The sequence below is a fragment of the Roseibium polysiphoniae genome (assembly GCF_014842925.1).
In the GTDB taxonomy this organism is placed as follows: Bacteria; Pseudomonadota; Alphaproteobacteria; order Rhizobiales; family Stappiaceae; genus Roseibium; species Roseibium polysiphoniae.
Genome location: NZ_JACYXJ010000007.1, coordinates 334,212 through 353,413, shown reverse-complemented (window position 1 = coordinate 353,413; position 19,202 = coordinate 334,212). Strand labels below are relative to the sequence as shown.

Here is a 19,202-nt window from a genome sequence, read left to right as displayed (position 1 = left end):
TTCGATGAACACCGGATTGTTAACGAAGCTGTAAGGATCAAGCAATGGAAGCCGTCTTACGATCGCAAACTTTCATCGAAACGTCATGGTGGAACTTTGTCTCACACGCTCCAGATCGGGCTCGTGAAGATCGCGATTGTGGCCAGGAAAGAGGCCGCCCAGGCCAGGGACCGCGGCCCGGACCGATCCATGTAGTAACAGAAGATGTAGATCATTCTGAGGCCGATGAAGAGCACCGACAGCCGGTCGATCCAGTCCGGTGAACCGCCCTGCCACAGCCCGATGATGACGGCGACCGCGAAGAACGGCAGGGCCTCGAAGCCATTGGCCTGGGCCGCGTTGGCACGTGCCCGGAAGCCTTCGCGCCAGTAGTCCGGGTTGCGCGGATTCGCGTTGTCGAAATCCTTGCTGAGCTTAGCCGGGAATACGGTGGCGATCGGGAGAATGGCGGCAATCAGAATGCACCAGATGGCAAGAGGCATAATTGTTTCCTGGCTCAGCTCTTCAAGTCGGCGCGCCGGGAACGACACGGCGACCCTGTTAAAATGAGGACGTTTTGAGTGAAATCAACGTTCTTTGTTCCCATCGGCTCTAACTCGGAAAAGCAATTGATTGCACCGATGCATACAGGAGAAGATCCGATGGCCGTCAGCGACTGGCAAGCTTTCATTTCCCAGACAGACCAGCGTATGGGTGAGCTCAGGGGCGGCATCCCTGGTGTCACCAAGGGATTTCACGAGGTCGCCCGGTCTGCGATCCAGGAAGGTGCGCTGGATTCCAAGACAAAGGAACTCATTGCCCTGGCGATCGGTATCACGGCGCGCTGCGACGGCTGTCTGGCCTATCATTCCAAGGCCGCTGCCAAATACGGCGCAAGCCGCGAGGAGGTCATGGAGACCATCGGCGTCGCGGTCTATATGGGCGGTGGTCCGTCGATGATCTACGGTGCCGAGGCGCTCGCAGCCTTCGACGCTTTTAGCGCCAAAGACTGACCGCAAGACTGGCCAAAAGCCTGGCGGCGAGGTTGTCAGGGCCGCGGGACGTTGGCGCCAGTCGCCGGGTCGGTGCCAAGGAATCCATTGCCGGCCTGTTTCCATGCACCGAAGCCGCCGGCCATATGGGCGATTTTGGCGAAGCCGGCTGCAAGGTATTTCTCGGACATTTTCCGCGAGCGCATGCCGGACCCGCAATAAAGAACGATCGGCCGTTCCTCGGTCGGGGTTGGCAGGCGAGCGGGATCAAATCCGGACATGGGCGCGAGCAACGCGCCGCCGATGTGCTCAAAGGCATATTCGGCCGGTGTTCTGACATCGATCAGAACGACTTCGTTCTTCTCATAGAGAGATTTCACTTCGTCGACGGTCAGGGTTGTCAGCGTGCCGCCGCTGACTGCTTCTGTTTCCGACATGCTTTGAGCCTCCATTTGCGTGATCGCAGCGAGAGTGCCGTGCTCTCCGACCTGCCGACAATCCGCAGTACTGCGGATGTGATTGTCTGCTTCTCGCATAAATTTCAGTCATTTCGCAATTTGTCACAAAGGCTCATGAACGCAGCGGTAGATGAAGGGCGAACCACACCGAATCACGTTTGCCGAAACGGAGATCCGACCTGCGCAAGACAACGGTTCTGTTCGTGTGTCCCGACAATGCCCTGTTGGGGCCGCTTGCCGAGGCATATCTCAACGCCCAAGGAGCAGGCCTGGTGAGAGCCTTCTCCGCAGGGCTGAAGCCCCGGTCCGAGCTGCATCCCTCTGTGGCCAAGCTCTTGTCTTCGCGGGCACTGTCCGCCGAGGGGCTGGAGCCCAAGAGCCTCGACATCTTTCTGATGCCGCATGCGCCCAAACCGGACCGGATGATCTATCTGGCCGACATGGAGAAGCCCGAGCTTCCGGATGATTGGCAAGAGAGTGTCCGCGAACATGCCTGGGCCGTGGCGGGCAAGCCGCCGTTTCCGGCTTCATTCGCAGCGTCAGTAGAATACTTCAGGCGCATCCGGCAGGCGATTGATGACGCCGTCGCACCTGCAATGGCGACTATTCCCGCTGCGTGACGGTCGCCCGAGGAATTTGTCTAGCTCCAGCGGGAGAGCGTCGCCTGTGCCTTCGGCATCTGCCGCAGAACCCATTGGCGCAGCCGGTCCGTCGGTGCTGCTTCGGGCGGCGAGATATGCCCGATGACATCGCCGGCCTCAAAGCTCATGTCTGCGGAGAATTTGCGCGCAAGCGCCTGCATCTTGCGGTTCGTGGCAAGGCAATTGATGTAGATATGCCGTGTTTCGCGCGCCCTGGCTTCCTGAAGCAGGAGATCCATCAACCGGGTGCCGATGCCCAGGCGGCGCCAGTCTTGCTCGACGCAAAAGGCGGCTTCGGCGGTGTCGGCGTTGCCAAGGGAGCGCAGTTCGGCAGTTCCGCGCACGATCCCGTTCTCGAGATAGGCGTAGATCACCGTATCGAGCGTGAAGGAGGTTTCGACATAGGAACGCAGGAAAGCATCAGTCGCATGCATTGCGAAACGGCTACGGCGGGTGTCGCCGTCAAGCCGAAGCAAGTGGTCGCGAAACAGGTGTTTCTCGGAGGCGTCCAGCAAACGGATCTCACCGCCCGCGAAGAGTTCGGGGACGCGTCGGGGCTGCTCGGCTGGGAACAGCCGGCTCAGCAGGGATCGAATGTAGACAGACAGCTGCATGGAGCGCTCCTGATGACAACACTGTCCTCCCTGCGCTCCTCCAAACGCTTATGAACATATATCAGTCGTATTGGTCTTGTTTCAATAAGCTTTGGTCTACTACTTGAGTCGAGTTTTGCCATCTGGCGAGGTGGTGCGGTAAAACGGTGGACAGTGTTCGCGGCGGAACGGGGATTGATTCGATATGAAACGGAATGTGGCAATTGCACTGGCGTTGACCTGTGCGGTGGTTGTGACGGGGTGTCAGCGCTTTTCCGGCAGCCGAAATTATGCGGCGCCCTTGCCTGCAACGCCGACCACGCCGGTCGGGCAGGGAGATCTGCAACCTCTTGATCCGCTGGCGCCGGCGCCGGGGACCGTCGACACGGGCGTGCCCGGTACCGATGTTGCCGCTGCACCTGTCGTTGCACCGGCCGGCGCGCTCGAAATCGGCCGCAGCGATATGGCCGGCGGCTGGAAGATCGCCTCTGCAGGCGACAACTGCATGGCCTTCATGGCGCTGACCACCTGGTCCGGCGGGTATCGCGCCAACACCAGGGGCTGCTCCTCACCGGCGCTTTCGGGCATCTCCGCGTGGGATCTGAACGACAAGCAAGTCGTGCTCAAGGACGGCAGCGGCAGTATTGTGGCCCAGCTTTACGCCACTTCGGCGGAGCAGTTTAACGGTCAGACGTCAACCGGCGTGCCGATCTCGCTGTACCGTTAACAACCCTAGGTAAAAATATCTGGACGTTTCGCGCGTTAGCTGCAAAACTCGGTTATCCGAGGAGGCGGTTCGCATGTCCAAATATGATCCTTTGAGAGAACACCTGGCCCGACTGGATGATGTGGTCTGGGCTGCAAAGCTGGGCGACCTGGAATCAATTCTTGGCTCCGGCCTGCCCAAAAGCGCGCGTGAACACAGAACCTGGTGGGCAAATTCTGGCGGAAGCCTGGTTCACCAGAACGCGTGGCTCGATGCAGGTTGGCGCGTCGAGAGAACGGACCTTCCACGCGATGTGGTTGTGTTCCGGCGCCGCAGGATCGCCGGCACCTCGCTTGCAGTCTCGTCCCGGACCAATGCCGCCAAGCTGGCCGACGGGGGCAATTTACGCGAAAGACGGCTCGCCAAGGAAATGCCGGCCCTGCGGCAGCCGGTGACGGTGACCCTTCGCGTTGAATGGACTGCGCTGGGCGCTGTTCACAAGGTGCCGTGCTCGACGGCCGCAATTCCTGCAGGTGCCGGTGTGGCGCGGATCGTCTATCTCGATGGCGATCAGCCCCGTTCGGTGATCATTGAAACGACGAACATTCAGCCATTCTACCGAGCATTGCGTCTTGAACTGAAAGCCGCATCAGAGGGTGGGCAGGAACAAGCTCAGTGTGCGCTCTGGGATCGTCTCGGACTCAATGTGTCGGATCCGATGGAATTCGATCTGATCCGTGCCGGCAATGCCTGGCTCCTTACGGATGGGCGCGGCCGCAAGGCGGATCTTGAGGTCGATGAGGAACGGGGACTTGTCGCGCAGTTGCTTGTGCTTCAGGAGCGCCAGGCCGGCATTCCGACCAGCTTCGTCAGGCTCTGACCAGAGAACGGATGGTTTTACAGGCTATCGGTGAAGCCGAGGTCTGCGCGGTTCAGGTTGCGTAGAGCGGTCTCAATGAACTGCGTCTTCCCTGCCGAATAGGCATCCCAATCCTGATTGTCTTGCGCGATCAGTCTGCGCTTCAAGGCTTCATAGTCATGGCGAAGGTTGCTGTCTGTGGTCAGTGCATCGCGAAAGGCCGCGCGCCTGCGGGGCGCCAGAGCGTTCGGGAAACAGAGGCAGACCCGGTGAGCGGGTTGGAGCACGCACACGCCGTTCTCTTCGGGCATGTTTGTGCTGGCGCGTGTCAGATGAAAGACATCGCGCTCATACAAAAAGCCCAGAGGCGCGTACTCGGCTGCCTCCAGCCGGGAAACAGCCTCGCCCAGATGATTCGCATCGTCCAGGATGACATCAAGATGAAACTTCGGCTTGGCCGGCAGGTCTTTGACAGCGGTGCTGCCGACGTGATGGATGCGTGCGATCAAATCTTCCAGAACGAGCCTCACTAGCGCCATCAGCGCATCGGCCTGCTGGTCCCGGAGCGGCGTATAAGCGCCGAGTTCGATAGGCATTGTTGCGTTTCCGATGCGAGCGGTGAGCATGGAAAAATCGTCAAACAAAAGTGGTCCAACGGTGATTTAAATGGATTCGACTGGGGTTTCCAGAAGCTGTGCACAGGAGATGCGCTTGCATCTTGTTCGGTTTGACCTTATGCGAGCAGGCAGGGCGACAGTTTGGCGCAGCCTGAGGTCTTGGGCGCGCGGACGAAATGTCAGGAACGGAGCGCCAAGGTGAAAGTGGAACTGCCGGTCAGTCGGGCTCTTCAGAACCGATATGAGGCATTGGTATCCTCGGGAGAGATCAGCGAGGATCCGATCCAGTTGGGTATTGTGCGCCAGCTTGATCTCCTGAACACCGAGCTCTCCAATCTCCGCCTTGCCTCCAAGAAAAGCTCCCTCGGCTGGCTCTTTGGCCGCAACAAGAAGAACGAACGCAGCACCAAGGGACTTTATGTCTGGGGCGGCGTTGGCCGCGGCAAGACGATGCTCATGGACCTCTTCATGGAAGTGGCCGTGGTCAAGCGCAAGCGCCGCGCACATTTTCACGAATTCATGGCGGACGTGCACGAGCGCATTCATGCCTATCGTCAGGCGTTGAAGTGCGGTGAGGTAAAGGGCGATGACCCGATTCCGCCGGTGGCAGAGCAAATCGCCGATGAGACGCGTCTTCTGTGCTTCGATGAATTCTCGGTAACCGACATTGCCGATGCGATGATCCTCGGCCGTTTGTTCACCCAGCTCTTTGCCCGCGGCGTTGTCGTGGTCGCCACGTCGAACGTGGACCCTAAGGATCTTTACCGCGACGGCCTAAACCGACAGCTGTTTCTGCCCTTCGTGGCGCTGCTTCAGGAGCATGTCGATGTGGTCATGCTCGACAGTCCGACGGACTACAGGCTGGAGAAGCTGGCAGGTGCGCCGATCTACCTGACGCCGCTCGGAGCGGAAGCCGAGAGCGGAATGGACGCTCTCTGGCGCAAGCTGACCCACGGCGTGACGCCTCATGCAGAGGAACTGGAGCACAAGGGCCGCAAGATTCCGGTTCGGGTCGCTGCAGCAGGTGCCGCGCGCTTCTCCTTCGATGACTTGTGCATGCAGCCTCTTGGGGCGGCTGACTACCTGCGCATTGCCCATGCCTATGGAACCGTCTTCCTGGAAGGCGTGCCCGTGATGAGCAAGCAGCGGCGCAACGAGGCCAAGCGCTTCATCAATCTCATCGATACGCTCTATGACAATGGTGTCAAACTCGTCGTGTCCGCGGAGGCCGAGCCCACGGGGCTCTATGTATCGGGCGACGGCACAGAGGCATTTGAATTCGACAGGACCGTGTCTCGTTTGATCGAAATGCGGTCTGAAGCTTATCTTGCGGGAGACCAAACGCGCTTGCGCGCATAAGTATGCGTTCCCAATACGTCACCTATAAAGACGGGAAGGCAGTCAAATATTTCCGTTCCGTTCGCAATATTCTTTTGGTTAGCTTGCACGGAACGAACAAAGGGAGTAGTGCCATCCGCAGTCATCAGCGGATGGCATAAGGTTCCATCTTACGTAAAGGGAAACTTTCGGATATGGCGCGGAACAAGATTGCTTTGATCGGCTCTGGTCAGATCGGCGGTACGCTCGCTCATCTTGCTGGCTTGAAAGAACTGGGAGACATCGTTCTCTTCGACATCGCGGAAGGCACACCGCAGGGCAAGGCCCTCGACCTGGCTGAATCTTCCCCGGTCGACGGATTTGATGCCAAGCTCGCCGGTGCAAATGACTACGCAGCCATCGAAGGCTCCGACGTTGTCATCGTCACCGCAGGCGTCCCGCGCAAGCCGGGCATGAGCCGCGACGATCTTCTCGAGATCAACCTGAAGGTTATGGAGCAGGTCGGTGCCGGCATCGCCAAATACGCTCCCAACGCTTTTGTCATCTGCATCACCAACCCGCTCGACGCGATGGTCTGGGCTCTGCAGAAGTTCTCCGGCCTGCCGAAGAACAAGGTCGTCGGCATGGCTGGCGTTCTCGACAGCGCACGGTTCCGCTATTTCCTCGCCGAGGAATTCAACGTTTCGGTTGAAGACGTCACCGCGTTCGTTCTTGGCGGCCACGGCGACACCATGGTGCCGCTGACCCGCTACTCCACCGTTGCCGGCATTCCGCTCACCGACCTGGTCAAGATGGGCTGGTGCACGGCCGAGCGCCTGGAAGAAATCGTCCAGCGCACCCGTGATGGCGGCGCAGAGATCGTTGGCCTGCTGAAGACCGGTTCGGCCTTCTACGCGCCTGCATCCTCCGCAATCGCCATGGCGGAAAGCTACCTCAAGGACAAGAAGCGCGTTCTGCCTTGCGCAGCTGCCCTCGACGGCCAGTACGGCCTCAAGGACACCTACGTCGGCGTTCCGGTTGTCATCGGCGCCGAAGGCGTCGAGCGCGTCATCGAGATCGACATGGCTTCCGACGAGAAGGCCATGTTCGACAAGTCCATCGCATCCGTCGATGGCCTGGTCGAAGCTTGTAAGAAGATCCAGCCGGCGCTCGCTTAAGCGTCTGCCGAATGTAAAGATGGCCGCCACTGATCCTCGGTGGCGGTCCTCCGACAACGGGGGAAACTGATGAACATCCATGAATATCAGGCCAAAGCGGTTCTGAAGGAATACGGCGCGCCGGTTGCAGAAGGTGTCGCCATCTTCTCCGCCGACGAGGCAGAAGCTGCTGCCAAGAAGCTTCCCGGACCGCTCTGGGTCGTGAAGTCGCAGATCCACGCTGGTGGACGCGGCAAGGGCAAGTTCAAGGAACTGCCTGCAGATGCAAAGGGCGGTGTTCGCCTCGCATTCTCGCTGGATGAAGTGACATCCCACGCGAAAGACATGCTCGGCAACACCCTGGTCACCGCTCAGACCGGTGACGCGGGCAAAGTCGTCAACCGTCTCTACATCGAAGATGGCGCCGACATCGAGCGCGAACTCTACCTCTCCATCCTGGTTGACCGCACCGTCGGTCGCCCGGCTTTCGTGGTTTCCACCGAAGGCGGCATGGACATTGAGGCGGTTGCGCACGACACCCCGGAAAAGATCCACAATGTTGCGGTTGATCCGGATACAGGCGTCACCGAAGCCGATGCTGCCGCACTCTGCGACGCTCTTGAGCTGACCGGTGTTGCCCGCGAAGACGGCATGAAGCTCTTCCCGATCCTCTACACGGCCTTCGTGGAAAAGGACATGGCGCTTCTGGAAGTCAACCCGCTGATCGTTATGAAAGACGGCCGCCTGCGTGTTCTTGACGCCAAGGTCTCCTTCGACGGCAACGCGCTCTTCCGCCACGACGACATCATGGCCCTGCGCGATGAGACTGAAGAAGACGCCAAGGAAATCGAGGCGTCCAAATACGACCTGGCCTACGTTGCCCTCGACGGCGACATCGGCTGCATGGTCAACGGTGCCGGTCTCGCCATGGCGACCATGGACATCATCAAGCTCTACGGCGCTGAACCTGCCAACTTCCTTGATGTTGGTGGTGGTGCGACCAAGGAGAAGGTGACGGCTGCGTTCAAGATCATTACCTCCGATCCGAACGTCAAAGGCATCCTGGTCAACATCTTCGGCGGCATCATGCGCTGTGACATCATCGCGGAAGGCGTTTTGGCCGCCGTGACTGAAGTTGGACTTCAGGTTCCGCTCGTTGTGCGCCTCGAAGGCACCAACGTCGAGCTCGGCAAGAAGATCATTTCCGATAGCGGAATGAACGTCATTGCCGCTGACGATCTCGACGACGCCGCCCAGAAAATCGTGAAAGCCGTCAAGGGGGGCGCGTAAATGTCGATCCTCGTCAATAAAGACACGAAAATCATCGTTCAGGGCCTGACCGGCAAGACCGGCACGTTCCACACGGAACAGGCGCTGCAGTATTACGGCACCCAGATGGTTGGTGGCGTGCATCCGAAGAAGGGCGGCGAAAGCTGGACGTCCAGCCTCGACGCTGATGCCAAGCTGCCGATCTTCGCGACTGTTGGTGAAGCCAAGGAAGCCACCGGTGCAGACGCGTCGGTGATCTATGTTCCGCCAGCAGGTGCAGGTGCAGCCATCATCGAAGCAATCGATGCGGAAGTTCCGTTCATCGTCTGCATCACCGAGGGCATCCCGGTTGCCGACATGGTCAAGGTCAAGCGCCGGTTGGAAAAGTCCAACTCCCGCCTGCTCGGCCCGAACTGCCCCGGCATCCTGACCCCTGAAGAGTGCAAGATCGGCATCATGCCGGGCTCCATCTTCAAGAAGGGCTCTGTCGGCGTTGTTTCCCGCTCCGGCACGCTGACCTACGAAGCGGTCTTCCAGACCTCGAACGCAGGCCTCGGCCAGACCACAGCTGTCGGCATCGGCGGCGACCCGGTCAAGGGCACCGAATTCATCGACGTCCTGGAAATGTTCCTGGCGGATGATGAGACCAAGTCGATCATCATGATCGGTGAAATCGGTGGTTCTGCTGAAGAAGAAGCCGCTCAGTTCCTGAAGGACGAGGCCAAGAAGGGCCGCTCCAAGCCGATGGCCGGCTTCATTGCGGGCCGTACGGCGCCTCCAGGCCGCACCATGGGTCACGCAGGTGCCGTGATCTCTGGCGGCAAGGGCGGCGCGGAAGACAAGATCGCCGCGATGGAAGAGGCCGGTATCAAGGTTTCTCCGTCTCCGGCCAAGCTTGGCGAGACCCTTCTCGAAGTCTTGAAGGGCTAAAGTATAATTATGCTGGTGCCGAGGCGTAAATTGTTTACGTTTTGGTAGGCATAGTGACGCGACGCGGTCGAGACGCCCCTGGTGCCTTGACCGCATTTCATGAGGGGGTCGGTGTTTACATCGGCCTGAAAAGGAACCCAGGACGGGCTCATCCGGGTCCACCTGAAAGAACAAGGGCGGGGCACCCCTCCGCTGGATGGACATGGCACGGCAGGAAGCGAACAACGTATTCGCACTGACGTCGTTGCTTTACGGCGCCAACGCAGCCTATATCGAAGACCTCTACGCTCAGTACAAGGAAGACCCGAGCTCGGTTGATGCCGAGTGGCAGGAGTTTTTCGCGAGCTTCCAGGACGCCAAGGAAGACGTCCTTAAGGAAGCACGCGGTGCGCCGTGGAAACGCAAGGATTGGCCGATTGCGGCCAACGGCGATCTGGTCAACGCATTCGATGGCAACTGGGCTCCCATCGAGCAGAAGCTCGGTGACAAGCTCAAGAAGAAATCCGAGGCCAAGGGCGCACCGATGTCCGACGCCGAGGTCCATCAGGCGACGCGGGACTCCGTCCGTGCCCTGATGATGATCCGCGCCTATCGCATGCGCGGTCACCTCCATGCGGATCTCGACCCTCTGAAGCTTTCGCCTCCAGGCGACCACGAGGAGCTGCATCCCTCGTCCTATGGCTTCGTGGATGCCGACTGGGATCGCAGGATTTTCATCGACAACGTGCTCGGCCTTGAATACGCCACGCTGCGCGAAATGATGGACATCCTGAAGCGGACCTACTGTTCGACGCTCGGTGTCGAATTCATGCACATCTCCGATCCGGCCGCCAAGGCCTGGCTTCAGGAGCGCATCGAAGGTCCGGACAAGCATGTTGCCTTCACCAAGGAAGGCAAGAAAGCGATCCTGAACAAGCTGGTCGAGGCCGAAGGCTTCGAAAAGTTCCTGGACGTGAAATACACCGGCACCAAGCGCTTCGGCCTTGATGGCGGCGAAGCGCTGATCCCGGCGCTGGAACAGATCATCAAGCGCGGCGGCCAGCTCGGGCTGAAGGACATTGTTTTCGGCATGGCCCACCGTGGTCGCCTGAACGTTCTGACACAGGTCATGGGCAAGCCGCACCGTGCTGTCTTCCACGAGTTCAAGGGCGGCTCCGCTGCTCCCGATGATGTCGAAGGCTCGGGCGATGTAAAGTATCACCTCGGTGCCTCTTCCGACCGCTCGTTCGACGGCAACGATGTTCACCTGTCGCTGACAGCGAACCCGTCTCACCTTGAAATCGTCAACCCGGTCGTTCTGGGCAAGTCCCGCGCAAAGCAGGATCAGCTGTCGGCAGTGGATGGCCATTGGGTCGACACCACCGAGGTTGACCGCTCGAAGGTTCTGCCGCTTCTCCTGCATGGCGATGCGGCTTTTGCCGGGCAGGGCGTGGTTGCCGAATGTTTCGGTCTTTCCGCACTTCGCGGCCACCGCACAGGTGGCTCGCTCCATGTTATCATCAACAACCAGATCGGCTTTACGACGAACCCGCGCTTCTCGCGCTCGTCTCCGTATCCGTCCGATATGGCCAAGGTAATCGAAGCGCCGATCTTCCACGTCAATGCGGATGATCCCGAAGCCGTAACCTTTGCGGCCAAGATCGCGATTGAGTACCGCCAGACCTTTGGTCGTCCGGTAGTGATCGACATGATCTGTTACCGCCGCTTCGGCCACAACGAAGGCGACGAGCCGGCGTTCACCCAGCCGATCATGTACCGGAAGATCCGTAAGCACGCGACAACGCTGCAGATCTATTCCGAGCGCTTGGTCAAGGAAGGCGTCTTGAGCGCCGACGAAGTCGAAAAGATGAAGTCCGATTGGCGGGCGCATCTCGATGGCGAATTCGAAGCTGGCAATGCGTTCAAGCCGAACAAGGCAGATTGGCTCGACGGCAAGTGGTCCGGCATGAAGCGTGCTGATGACGAGGAAGATCCGCGTCGTGGCTCCACCGGTCTGTCGGACGGGGATCTGGAGACAATCGGCAAGGCGCTGACCACAGTTCCTGACGGCTTCAACGTGCATCGCACGATCGCCCGCTTCCTGAACAATCGCAAAAAGATGTTCGACAGCGGCGAAGGCGTCGATTGGGCGACAGCAGAAGCGCTGGCTTTTGCAGGCCTCCTGCACGAAGGCCATGCGGTTCGTCTGTCCGGCCAGGACTGTGAGCGTGGGACATTCTCCCAGCGTCATTCGGTTCTTTATGATCAGGAAGACGAAAGCCGCTATATCCCGCTGAACAACATTTCCAAAGATCAGGCGCGCTATGAGGTCATCAACTCGATGCTCTCCGAGGAAGCGGTGCTTGGCTTCGAATACGGTTATTCGCTGGCCGAGCCGAATGCGCTGACCCTTTGGGAAGCACAGTTCGGTGATTTCGCCAATGGTGCGCAGGTCCTGTTCGACCAGTTCATCTCCTCGGGCGAACGCAAGTGGCTGCGCATGTCCGGCCTCGTCTGTCTCCTGCCGCACGGCTACGAGGGGCAGGGGCCGGAACACTCCTCCGCACGTCTGGAGCGTTTCCTCCAGCTCTGCGCGGAAGACAACATGCAGGTGGCGAATTGTACGACGCCGGCAAACTACTTCCATATCCTGCGCCGTCAGATCCGCCGGGATATCCGCAAGCCGCTGATCCTGATGACGCCGAAGTCGCTTCTGCGCAACAAGCGGGCCGTCTCCAAGCTGAGCGAGATGGACCAGGACAGCTCATTCCACCGCCTGCTGTGGGATGATGCCGAAATGGGCAGCTCGGAAACCAAGCTGGTGGCGGACGACAAGATCCGCCGTGTGGTCATGTGTTCGGGCAAGGTCTACTTCGATCTGCTTGATGAACGTGAAAAGCGCGGCATCGATGACGTCTACCTGCTGCGCGTCGAACAGCTCTATCCGTTCCCGAAGAAGGCCCTGGCGCAGGAGCTTAACCGCTTCAAGAACGCCGATATGGTCTGGTGTCAGGAAGAGCCCAAGAACATGGGCTCCTGGTTCTTCGTGGAACCTTACATCGAATGGGTTCTGGAGCAGATCGGCGCCAAGGTGAAGCGCCCTGTCTATGCAGGCCGCAGCGCTATGGCTTCAACGGCGACAGGTCTGATGTCTGCGCATCTAGCGCAGCTTCAGGCGTTCCTCGACGAGGCATTTGGAAAGTAATTGTGTAGGGGGCCGCTTGCGGCCCCCGTCATGACCGGAAATGGCCAGGCAAACTTAAGAGAAGGCGACCATGGCAACCGAAATTCGCGTGCCCACGCTGGGTGAATCCGTATCAGAAGCAACGATCGCCCAGTGGTTCAAGAAGCCGGGTGATGCCATCAAGGCTGACGAGCCGCTGGTGGAACTGGAAACCGACAAGGTAACCGTCGAAGTGCCGGCTCCGGCCTCCGGAACCCTGGAGAGCATCGTGGTCAACGAGGGCGACACCGTCGAGGTTGGCGCTCTTCTTGGCCAGATCGCCGATGGCGCAGGCGCGGCAGCTCCGGCTCCCGCCGCCAAGAAGGAAGAGGCCGCACCGGCTGCAGCTTCCGCCGCAACGATCGTTGACGTTGTCACCCCGAGTGCGGGCGAAAGCGTCACCGAAGCTGAAGTTGGCGAATGGAGCGTCAAGGTCGGTGATGTGGTCAAGGCCGACGACACGCTCGTCGAACTTGAAACCGACAAGGCGGCCCAGGAAGTTCCTGCCCCCGTTGGCGGTACCATCGTCAAGATCGCAGCCAACACCGGCGATACCGTCGAGCCGGGCAAACTCCTGTGCCAGATCGACAGCTCCGGTGCTTCGGCTGCTGCTGCACCGGCCGCAGAAGCGTCTGCTCCGGCAGCGGCTCCGGCCTCAGGTGGCTCTTCCATGCCGCCGGCACCGTCTGCAGCCAAGATGATGGCCGAAAAGAACATCTCTGCTGATCAGGTTGCCGGGTCCGGCAAACGTGGCCAGGTGCTCAAGGGTGACGTGATCGCGGCCGCTGCGGCTGGCGTGACCGCAGCTCCCGCTGCAGCTTCCACCGCACCGCGCGGTCCGGTTTCTGCTGATGATGAAGTGCGTGAAGAACGCGTCCGCATGACCAAGCTGCGCCAGACCATCGCGCGCCGCCTGAAGGACGCCCAGAACACGGCGGCCATGCTGACCACTTACAACGAAGTGGACATGGGCCCGGTCATGGAACTGCGCAAGCAGTACAAGGACCTGTTCGAGAAGAAGCATGGCGTGAAGCTTGGCTTCATGGGTTTCTTCACCAAGGCAGTTTGCCATGCGCTGAAGGAAATTCCTGCAGTCAATTCCGAGATTGACGGCACCGATCTGATCTACAAGAACTTCTGCCACGTCGGCGTCGCCGTTGGCACGGACAAGGGTCTTGTTGTTCCTGTCGTTCGTGATGCGGACCAGATGAGCATTGCCGAGATCGAACAGGAAATCGGCAACCTTGGCCGCAAGGCTCGTGACGGCAAGCTCGGCATGGCCGACATGACCGGTGGCACCTTCACCATCTCCAACGGTGGTGTTTATGGCTCGCTCATGTCCTCACCGATCCTGAATGCGCCGCAGTCCGGTATTCTGGGCATGCACAAAATTCAGGAACGCCCGATGGCGGTCAACGGCCAGGTTGTCATCCGTCCGATGATGTATCTGGCTCTGTCCTATGATCACCGGGTTGTCGACGGCAAGGAAGCTGTGACCTTCCTCGTCCGCGTCAAGGAAAGCCTGGAAGATCCACAGCGTCTCGTGCTGGATCTGTAAGCAAACGGAGTGACGTCGGGAGCCCGAGCATGAGTCTTGAATTCCTGATAACGGCCCTCGTGGTCGTTCTGGTCCCGGGCACCGGCGTCGTCTACACAGTTGCAGTCGGCCTTGGTAGAGGCCGCCTGCCAAGCGTCGCGGCGGCCTTCGGCTGCACCATGGGGATCTTACCCGCGATCCTGGCGTCCGTTCTCGGCCTTTCTGCGCTCATGCACACAAGTGCGCTGGTGTTTCAGCTGCTGAAGTACGCCGGTGTCGCCTATCTCCTCTATCTTGCCTGGATGACACTCCACGATCGCGGGGCCCTGTCGCTGAGCAATGAGGCTGCAGGTCAGGGAAAGGGATCCCTGGCGATCGCCTGGACCGGCTTCCTGATCAACATCCTCAATCCGAAACTGACAGTCTTCTTCCTTGCCTTTCTGCCGCAATTCATTCCGGCAGGCGCGATGTCGCCAACGGCTGACATGCTGGCCATGGGCGGGGTCTTCATGGCCATGACCTTTGCCGTCTTCGTCGTCTATGGCGCCTTTGCCTCGCTGGTTGGAGAGCACGTCCTGCGCAGCGAGACCGTCCTGACCTGGATGCGCCGGACAATCGCGATCACATTCGCCGGTTTCGGACTGAGACTGGCGCTGGCCGACCGGTAGAAAGGAGAGGTTCGATGTTGCATTTCCTGAACGCAGGCACGCTGAACCGCCTTGCGGCCTCTGCCGTCGTTGCCATCTCGATGGCTGTTGGCACCGCGCTGATCATCCCTGGTGGCATGTCCGCGCAGGCCGGCTTCAAGGCTGTGATCAGCCCCGGCGGCGTCGAACAGCTGGAAGGCACCTATTCGGTAGACGGCCGCAATCCCAACGGCTCCCCTTACAAGGGCCGGGTCCATATCACCGCCAAAAACGGCGTTGCCTTCTTCCGCTGGGAAATCAGCGGTCAGACATTTCACGGTCAGGGGAGCATGGCAGGTGCCGTTCTGACCATCGACTGGGGTGAAAGCCAGCCGGTGATCTACCAAGTCAATGCGGACGGCACGCTCGACGGCACATGGTCCGGTGGCAAGGCATCCGAACGACTGGTCCGGATCAAATAGCCCGATGGGCGGCAAGGAGACACGATCGCAATGACCGAAGTGGTCCTGGTCACAGGCGGAAGTCGCGGCATTGGCGCTGCAGTCTGCCGTCGTCTGGCGAAAGACGGTTGCGCGGTGGTCGTGAACTATGCTGCCAACCGGGACGCCGCTGACGCGCTCGTTGCAGAGATGACCTCCGCGGGCGGCATTGCCCGTGCTGTTCAGGGTGACGTTCAGAACGAAGCCGATGTGCTGAAGATGTTTGATGTCGCCGACAGTCTCGGCACGCTTGTCGGGCTGGTGAACAACGCAGGTGTTGTGGATCAGTCGCAGCGGCTCGACGAGATGTCTCTGGAACGGCTGACGCGGATGTTCTCGATCAACGTGATCGGCTCGTTCCTCTGTGCCCGCGAGGCTGTCCGCCGCATGTCGACCCGCCACGGCGGCAAGGGCGGCGGCATTGTCAATCTGGGCTCTGCAGCCTCCAAGCTCGGCTCACCGGGCCAATATGTCGACTACGCCGCTGCAAAGGGCGCGATCGACACCATGACCGTGGGTCTTGCGAAGGAAGTTGCCGATGAAGGCATCCGCGTGAATGCGGTGCGTCCCGGCATCATCGATACCGAAATTCACGCCTCTGGCGGTCTGCCCGAACGGGTGGGCGACCTGGCGCCGACGCTTCCCATGAAGCGCGCCGGAACAGCCGACGAAGTGGCGAATGCAATCATCTGGCTTCTTTCCGAAGACGCCAGCTACACGACCGGCGCGATCCTGGATGTTTCCGGTGGCCGCGCGACACTCCCCTGATCCCGTTCGGGATCGACTGAAAAAAGGCAAAAGGCGACCGAAATGTCCCAATATGATCTTGTCGTCATCGGAACCGGCCCTGGTGGCTATGTATGCGCTATCAAGGCGGCTCAACTCGGCCAGAAGGTCGCCGTTGTTGAAAAGCGTGCCACCCATGGCGGCACCTGTCTGAACGTCGGCTGCATTCCCTCCAAAGCCTTGCTTCATGCGTCGGAAATGTTCGCCGAAGCCGGCCACGGCTTTGAAAAGCTCGGCATCAAGGTATCCAAGCCGAAGCTCGACCTGCCGACCATGATGACGCACAAGCAGGATGTCATCGACGCCAATGTGAACGGCGTTGGTTTCCTACTGAAGAAAAACAAGGTCGACGCCCATCACGGCACCGGCAAGATCCTGTCTGCCGGCAAGGTCGAAGTCACTGCCGAAGACGGCTCCAAGTCTGTTCTCGAAACCAAGAACATCGTCATTGCCACCGGCTCGGATGTCATGCCTCTGCCGGGCGTCGAGATCGACGAGAAGCAGATCGTGTCCTCTACCGGCGCTCTGGAGCTGGAAAAGGTGCCGGGCAAGCTGGTCGTCGTTGGCGGTGGTGTCATCGGCCTGGAGCTTGGCTCGGTCTGGGCCCGTCTTGGCGCCGACGTCACCGTGGTCGAATTCATGCCGAAGATCCTCGGCCCCATGGATGGCGACGTCTCCAAGAACTTCCAGCGCATGCTGAAGAAGCAGGGCATGGAGTTCAAGCTCTCGTCCAAGGTCACCGGCGTGACCAAGAAGGGCAAGGGCCTGGAAGTCACCGTGGAGCCGGCAGCCGGCGGCGATGCGGAAACCATCGCAGCCGACATCGTTCTGGTTGCCATCGGACGCAAACCCTACACAGAAGGCCTGGGTCTGGAAGACGCTGGCGTTGCGCTCGATGAGCGTGGCCGCGTTCAGACCAATGGCCATTTCGCCACCAACGTGCCGGGCATCTATGCCATCGGTGACGTCATCGCCGGTCCGATGCTGGCCCACAAGGCGGAAGACGAGGGCGTTGCTCTCGCCGAGACGCTCGTTGGCCAGAAGCCGCATGTGAACTACGACATCATCCCGGGCGTTGTTTACACCCAGCCGGAAGTCGCTTCCGTCGGCAAGACCGAGGAAGAGCTGAAGGCTGCCGGCGTCAAGTACAACGTCGGCAAGTTCCCCTTCATGGCAAACGGCCGCGCCCGCGCCATGAACCAGACCGAAGGGTTTGCCAAGGTTCTGGCCGACGCGGAAACCGACCGGGTTCTGGGCGTTCACATCGTCAGCTTCGGCGCTGGCGAAATGATCCACGAGGCCGCCGTGCTGATGGAATTCGGTGGTTCGTCTGAAGATCTGGGCCGCACCTGCCACGCGCATCCGACCATGTCGGAAGCCGTCAAGGAAGCCGCCATGGCCACCGCCGGCAAGCCGATCCACTCGTAAGCGGGTCTTGCCGTGCTGAACTGAAAAAGCCGGGCATTGCCCGGCTTTTTTGCGATTGGGATAAAATGGCAGAATTACGCCACCACAAGTACATTTAGTTAGTTGAAACGCTTTTTGATTGTATTCATGTTGGAGCTCATAATCGAGGTCCAGCATGAATTTATTCCCACAAGACGACGAAGTCATTTTGTACCAAACCGGATTTTCAGACGATCTTCTCGGTCGGAAAAAAATATCTAGTCAACTATCCGAGTTAGTTGAGAAAATTAGCGATCCACTAGTCTTGGCTCTAGATGACACTTGGGGCTCCGGAAAAACATACTTCCTCAAGCGTTGGGTACATGATCATGGGGCCGTTAACGGCGGGAAAGCCATTGCGGTCTACTACGATGCCTTCGAGAGTGACTATCTATCTGATCCCCTGTCCTCTCTCATGCTCGCAATTCGTGCGCGTATTCCCGACGATAGTCAGGAAGCACTTCAGAAATGGATGGCGATCGGCGCAAGATTGGCCAAACCTGCATTCGGCGTTGCTTTATCGATGGCCACTTTTGGAGCGAAACAACATTTAGAGGACATAGGAGATGCCCTCGTTGATGCGGTTAGCACCGAAGCAAAAGATAGTTCAGAGGGTCTGTGGCAGCGCGAGAGACAAAAGTTAGAAGCTCTTGATGCGTTCAAAAAATTGCTAATTGACCTAACAGTCAAGGAGTTGCGTCCAATTGTTATTGTCGTTGATGAATTAGACCGGTGTCGTCCAGACTATGCACTTTCAGTTCTGGAAGTAATTAAGCACTTGTTTTCAGTCCCAAGGGTTCATTTTATATTGGGAGTGAATGGGAAGGCCTTGGAAAACAGTGTTCGCGCTAGATATGGTGCGGAAGTAGATGCACATAACTATCTGAAGAAATTCATTAATCTCTCTTTTTCTCTTCCACGTTTTGTGGGGGAGCGCGGTGCAGACAATGTAGTCGCCGTATATGCTGCAAAGAAGGGTGCTGAGATGCAGCTACCCGCGCAGGTGCTTAATAGGTCTCTTGAACTCCTACGGCTCGTAGCGCGATCCAACCAAGTTTCTTTAAGGGATGTAGGAAAAATACTCTCAAAAATGGCATTGTTGCCATCGGAACTATTTGAGAATGAATACCATATTGGGTACATAGATACGTTGTGTATTTTGTTGGTTAGCTCTATCGTTGATCCTATTTTTCATAGTAAATACGCTAATGAAAACGCGAAAATGGAAGATATTGAAACGTTCATCGGCGCTGCAAAAATAAAGACGACAGAAAAGATTGGTCAGAATAGTAACGAGCATTTTGACCGTCAGATGACCACTTGGTTGATTACGATGATGTATTGTTCCATTCCGGACGAAATAGACGGCGCAGAGCATCTCCCTTCTTGGCGGAAATCAATTGGTACTCGGTTTGATTCATTTGGTGGGCTGCGTGAGCCAGAGAAAATTCCGGCAAAGCTACAGAGTGAATGGTTGGATATCTTTCGTCTTTAGACAGTAAACTGGCCATTCAGATGTCCTGAAGTGTTTGCCACCGCGGGCAAGCCGATCCACTCGTAAGCGGGCTTGCCGTTCTGAATAGAAAA

The 19,202-nt window shown here is 58.7% G+C and carries 19 protein-coding genes; 15 read left to right on the top strand and 4 right to left on the bottom strand.

Annotated elements, in window-relative coordinates:
* Window positions 1-101: 101 nt before the first annotated feature.
* A complete protein-coding gene (locus IG617_RS19925) occupies window positions 102-482 on the bottom strand; it encodes an MAPEG family protein (RefSeq protein WP_192110972.1) in 381 nt (126 codons plus the stop codon).
* A gap of 159 nt (window positions 483-641) precedes the next feature.
* Between IG617_RS19925 and IG617_RS19920 the strand changes: the two genes are divergently transcribed.
* The gene (locus IG617_RS19920) at window positions 642-992 is read left to right on the top strand and encodes a carboxymuconolactone decarboxylase family protein (RefSeq protein WP_192110971.1); all 351 of its coding nucleotides are present in this window, start codon (window positions 642-644) and stop codon (window positions 990-992) included.
* 35 nt (window positions 993-1,027) lie between these two features.
* Here the strand turns inward: IG617_RS19920 and IG617_RS19915 are convergent, their stop codons facing one another.
* Window positions 1,028-1,408 (bottom strand): rhodanese-like domain-containing protein, encoded by a 381-nt coding sequence (locus IG617_RS19915; protein WP_192110970.1) that lies wholly within the window; start codon window positions 1,406-1,408, stop codon window positions 1,028-1,030.
* A 179-nt stretch (window positions 1,409-1,587) separates the two neighbouring features.
* Between IG617_RS19915 and IG617_RS19910 the strand changes: the two genes are divergently transcribed.
* Window positions 1,588-2,049, top strand: coding sequence for an arsenate-mycothiol transferase ArsC (locus IG617_RS19910; RefSeq protein ID WP_209008628.1), 462 nt, complete (start codon window positions 1,588-1,590; stop codon window positions 2,047-2,049).
* Between the two features lie 20 nt (window positions 2,050-2,069).
* Here IG617_RS19910 and IG617_RS19905 read toward each other — a convergent pair whose 3' ends face one another.
* A complete protein-coding gene (locus IG617_RS19905; RefSeq protein ID WP_192110969.1) occupies window positions 2,070-2,684 on the bottom strand; it encodes a GNAT family N-acetyltransferase in 615 nt (204 codons plus the stop codon).
* A 184-nt stretch (window positions 2,685-2,868) separates the two neighbouring features.
* Here IG617_RS19905 and IG617_RS19900 point away from each other — a divergent pair, with 184 nt between their 5' ends.
* Window positions 2,869-3,390: a protease inhibitor Inh/omp19 family protein gene (locus tag IG617_RS19900; protein WP_192110968.1), complete on the top strand. Its 522-nt coding sequence runs from the start codon at window positions 2,869-2,871 to the stop codon at window positions 3,388-3,390.
* A gap of 73 nt (window positions 3,391-3,463) precedes the next feature.
* Complete coding sequence (locus IG617_RS19895) at window positions 3,464-4,249, top strand: DUF7662 domain-containing protein (protein ID WP_192110967.1); 786 nt, start codon at window positions 3,464-3,466, stop codon at window positions 4,247-4,249.
* A gap of 17 nt (window positions 4,250-4,266) precedes the next feature.
* On the opposite strand, the gene IG617_RS19890 is transcribed toward IG617_RS19895, so the two are convergent.
* Window positions 4,267-4,824: a GrpB family protein gene (locus IG617_RS19890; RefSeq protein ID WP_192110966.1), complete on the bottom strand. Its 558-nt coding sequence runs from the start codon at window positions 4,822-4,824 to the stop codon at window positions 4,267-4,269.
* A gap of 225 nt (window positions 4,825-5,049) precedes the next feature.
* On the opposite strand from IG617_RS19890, the gene zapE reads away from it, so the two are divergent.
* The 11 genes from zapE to IG617_RS19835 all read left to right on the top strand — a co-directional run bounded on the left by zapE (window position 5,050) and on the right by IG617_RS19835 (window position 19,110).
* Window positions 5,050-6,204 carry a cell division protein ZapE gene (zapE, locus tag IG617_RS19885; protein ID WP_192111124.1) on the top strand — a complete coding sequence of 385 codons (1,155 nt, stop codon included), beginning with the start codon at window positions 5,050-5,052 and terminating at the stop codon, window positions 6,202-6,204.
* A gap of 173 nt (window positions 6,205-6,377) precedes the next feature.
* Complete coding sequence (mdh, locus tag IG617_RS19880; protein WP_153770389.1) at window positions 6,378-7,340, top strand: malate dehydrogenase; 963 nt, start codon at window positions 6,378-6,380, stop codon at window positions 7,338-7,340.
* A gap of 69 nt (window positions 7,341-7,409) precedes the next feature.
* Window positions 7,410-8,609 carry an ADP-forming succinate--CoA ligase subunit beta gene (gene sucC, locus IG617_RS19875; protein WP_192110965.1) on the top strand — a complete coding sequence of 400 codons (1,200 nt, stop codon included), beginning with the start codon at window positions 7,410-7,412 and terminating at the stop codon, window positions 8,607-8,609.
* Entirely contained in the window at window positions 8,610-9,518 is a 909-nt protein-coding gene (gene sucD / locus IG617_RS19870) for a succinate--CoA ligase subunit alpha (protein ID WP_153770391.1), read from the top strand.
* A gap of 202 nt (window positions 9,519-9,720) precedes the next feature.
* Window positions 9,721-12,702: a 2-oxoglutarate dehydrogenase E1 component gene (locus IG617_RS19865; RefSeq protein WP_192110964.1), complete on the top strand. Its 2,982-nt coding sequence runs from the start codon at window positions 9,721-9,723 to the stop codon at window positions 12,700-12,702.
* A gap of 70 nt (window positions 12,703-12,772) precedes the next feature.
* Window positions 12,773-14,278 carry a 2-oxoglutarate dehydrogenase complex dihydrolipoyllysine-residue succinyltransferase gene (odhB, locus tag IG617_RS19860; protein WP_192110963.1) on the top strand — a complete coding sequence of 502 codons (1,506 nt, stop codon included), beginning with the start codon at window positions 12,773-12,775 and terminating at the stop codon, window positions 14,276-14,278.
* 29 nt (window positions 14,279-14,307) lie between these two features.
* A complete protein-coding gene (locus tag IG617_RS19855; protein WP_192110962.1) occupies window positions 14,308-14,925 on the top strand; it encodes a LysE family translocator in 618 nt (205 codons plus the stop codon).
* 14 nt (window positions 14,926-14,939) lie between these two features.
* On the top strand, window positions 14,940-15,365 hold the full coding sequence (gene lfb1 / locus IG617_RS19850; RefSeq protein WP_192110961.1) for an LIC10280 family protein: 426 nt from the start codon (window positions 14,940-14,942) through the stop codon (window positions 15,363-15,365).
* A 30-nt stretch (window positions 15,366-15,395) separates the two neighbouring features.
* A complete protein-coding gene (locus IG617_RS19845) occupies window positions 15,396-16,151 on the top strand; it encodes an SDR family oxidoreductase (RefSeq protein ID WP_192110960.1) in 756 nt (251 codons plus the stop codon).
* 42 nt (window positions 16,152-16,193) lie between these two features.
* On the top strand, window positions 16,194-17,597 hold the full coding sequence (gene lpdA, locus IG617_RS19840; RefSeq protein ID WP_192110959.1) for a dihydrolipoyl dehydrogenase: 1,404 nt from the start codon (window positions 16,194-16,196) through the stop codon (window positions 17,595-17,597).
* Between the two features lie 154 nt (window positions 17,598-17,751).
* Window positions 17,752-19,110 carry a KAP family P-loop NTPase fold protein gene (locus IG617_RS19835; RefSeq protein WP_192110958.1) on the top strand — a complete coding sequence of 453 codons (1,359 nt, stop codon included), beginning with the start codon at window positions 17,752-17,754 and terminating at the stop codon, window positions 19,108-19,110.
* Window positions 19,111-19,202 lie beyond the last annotated feature (92 nt).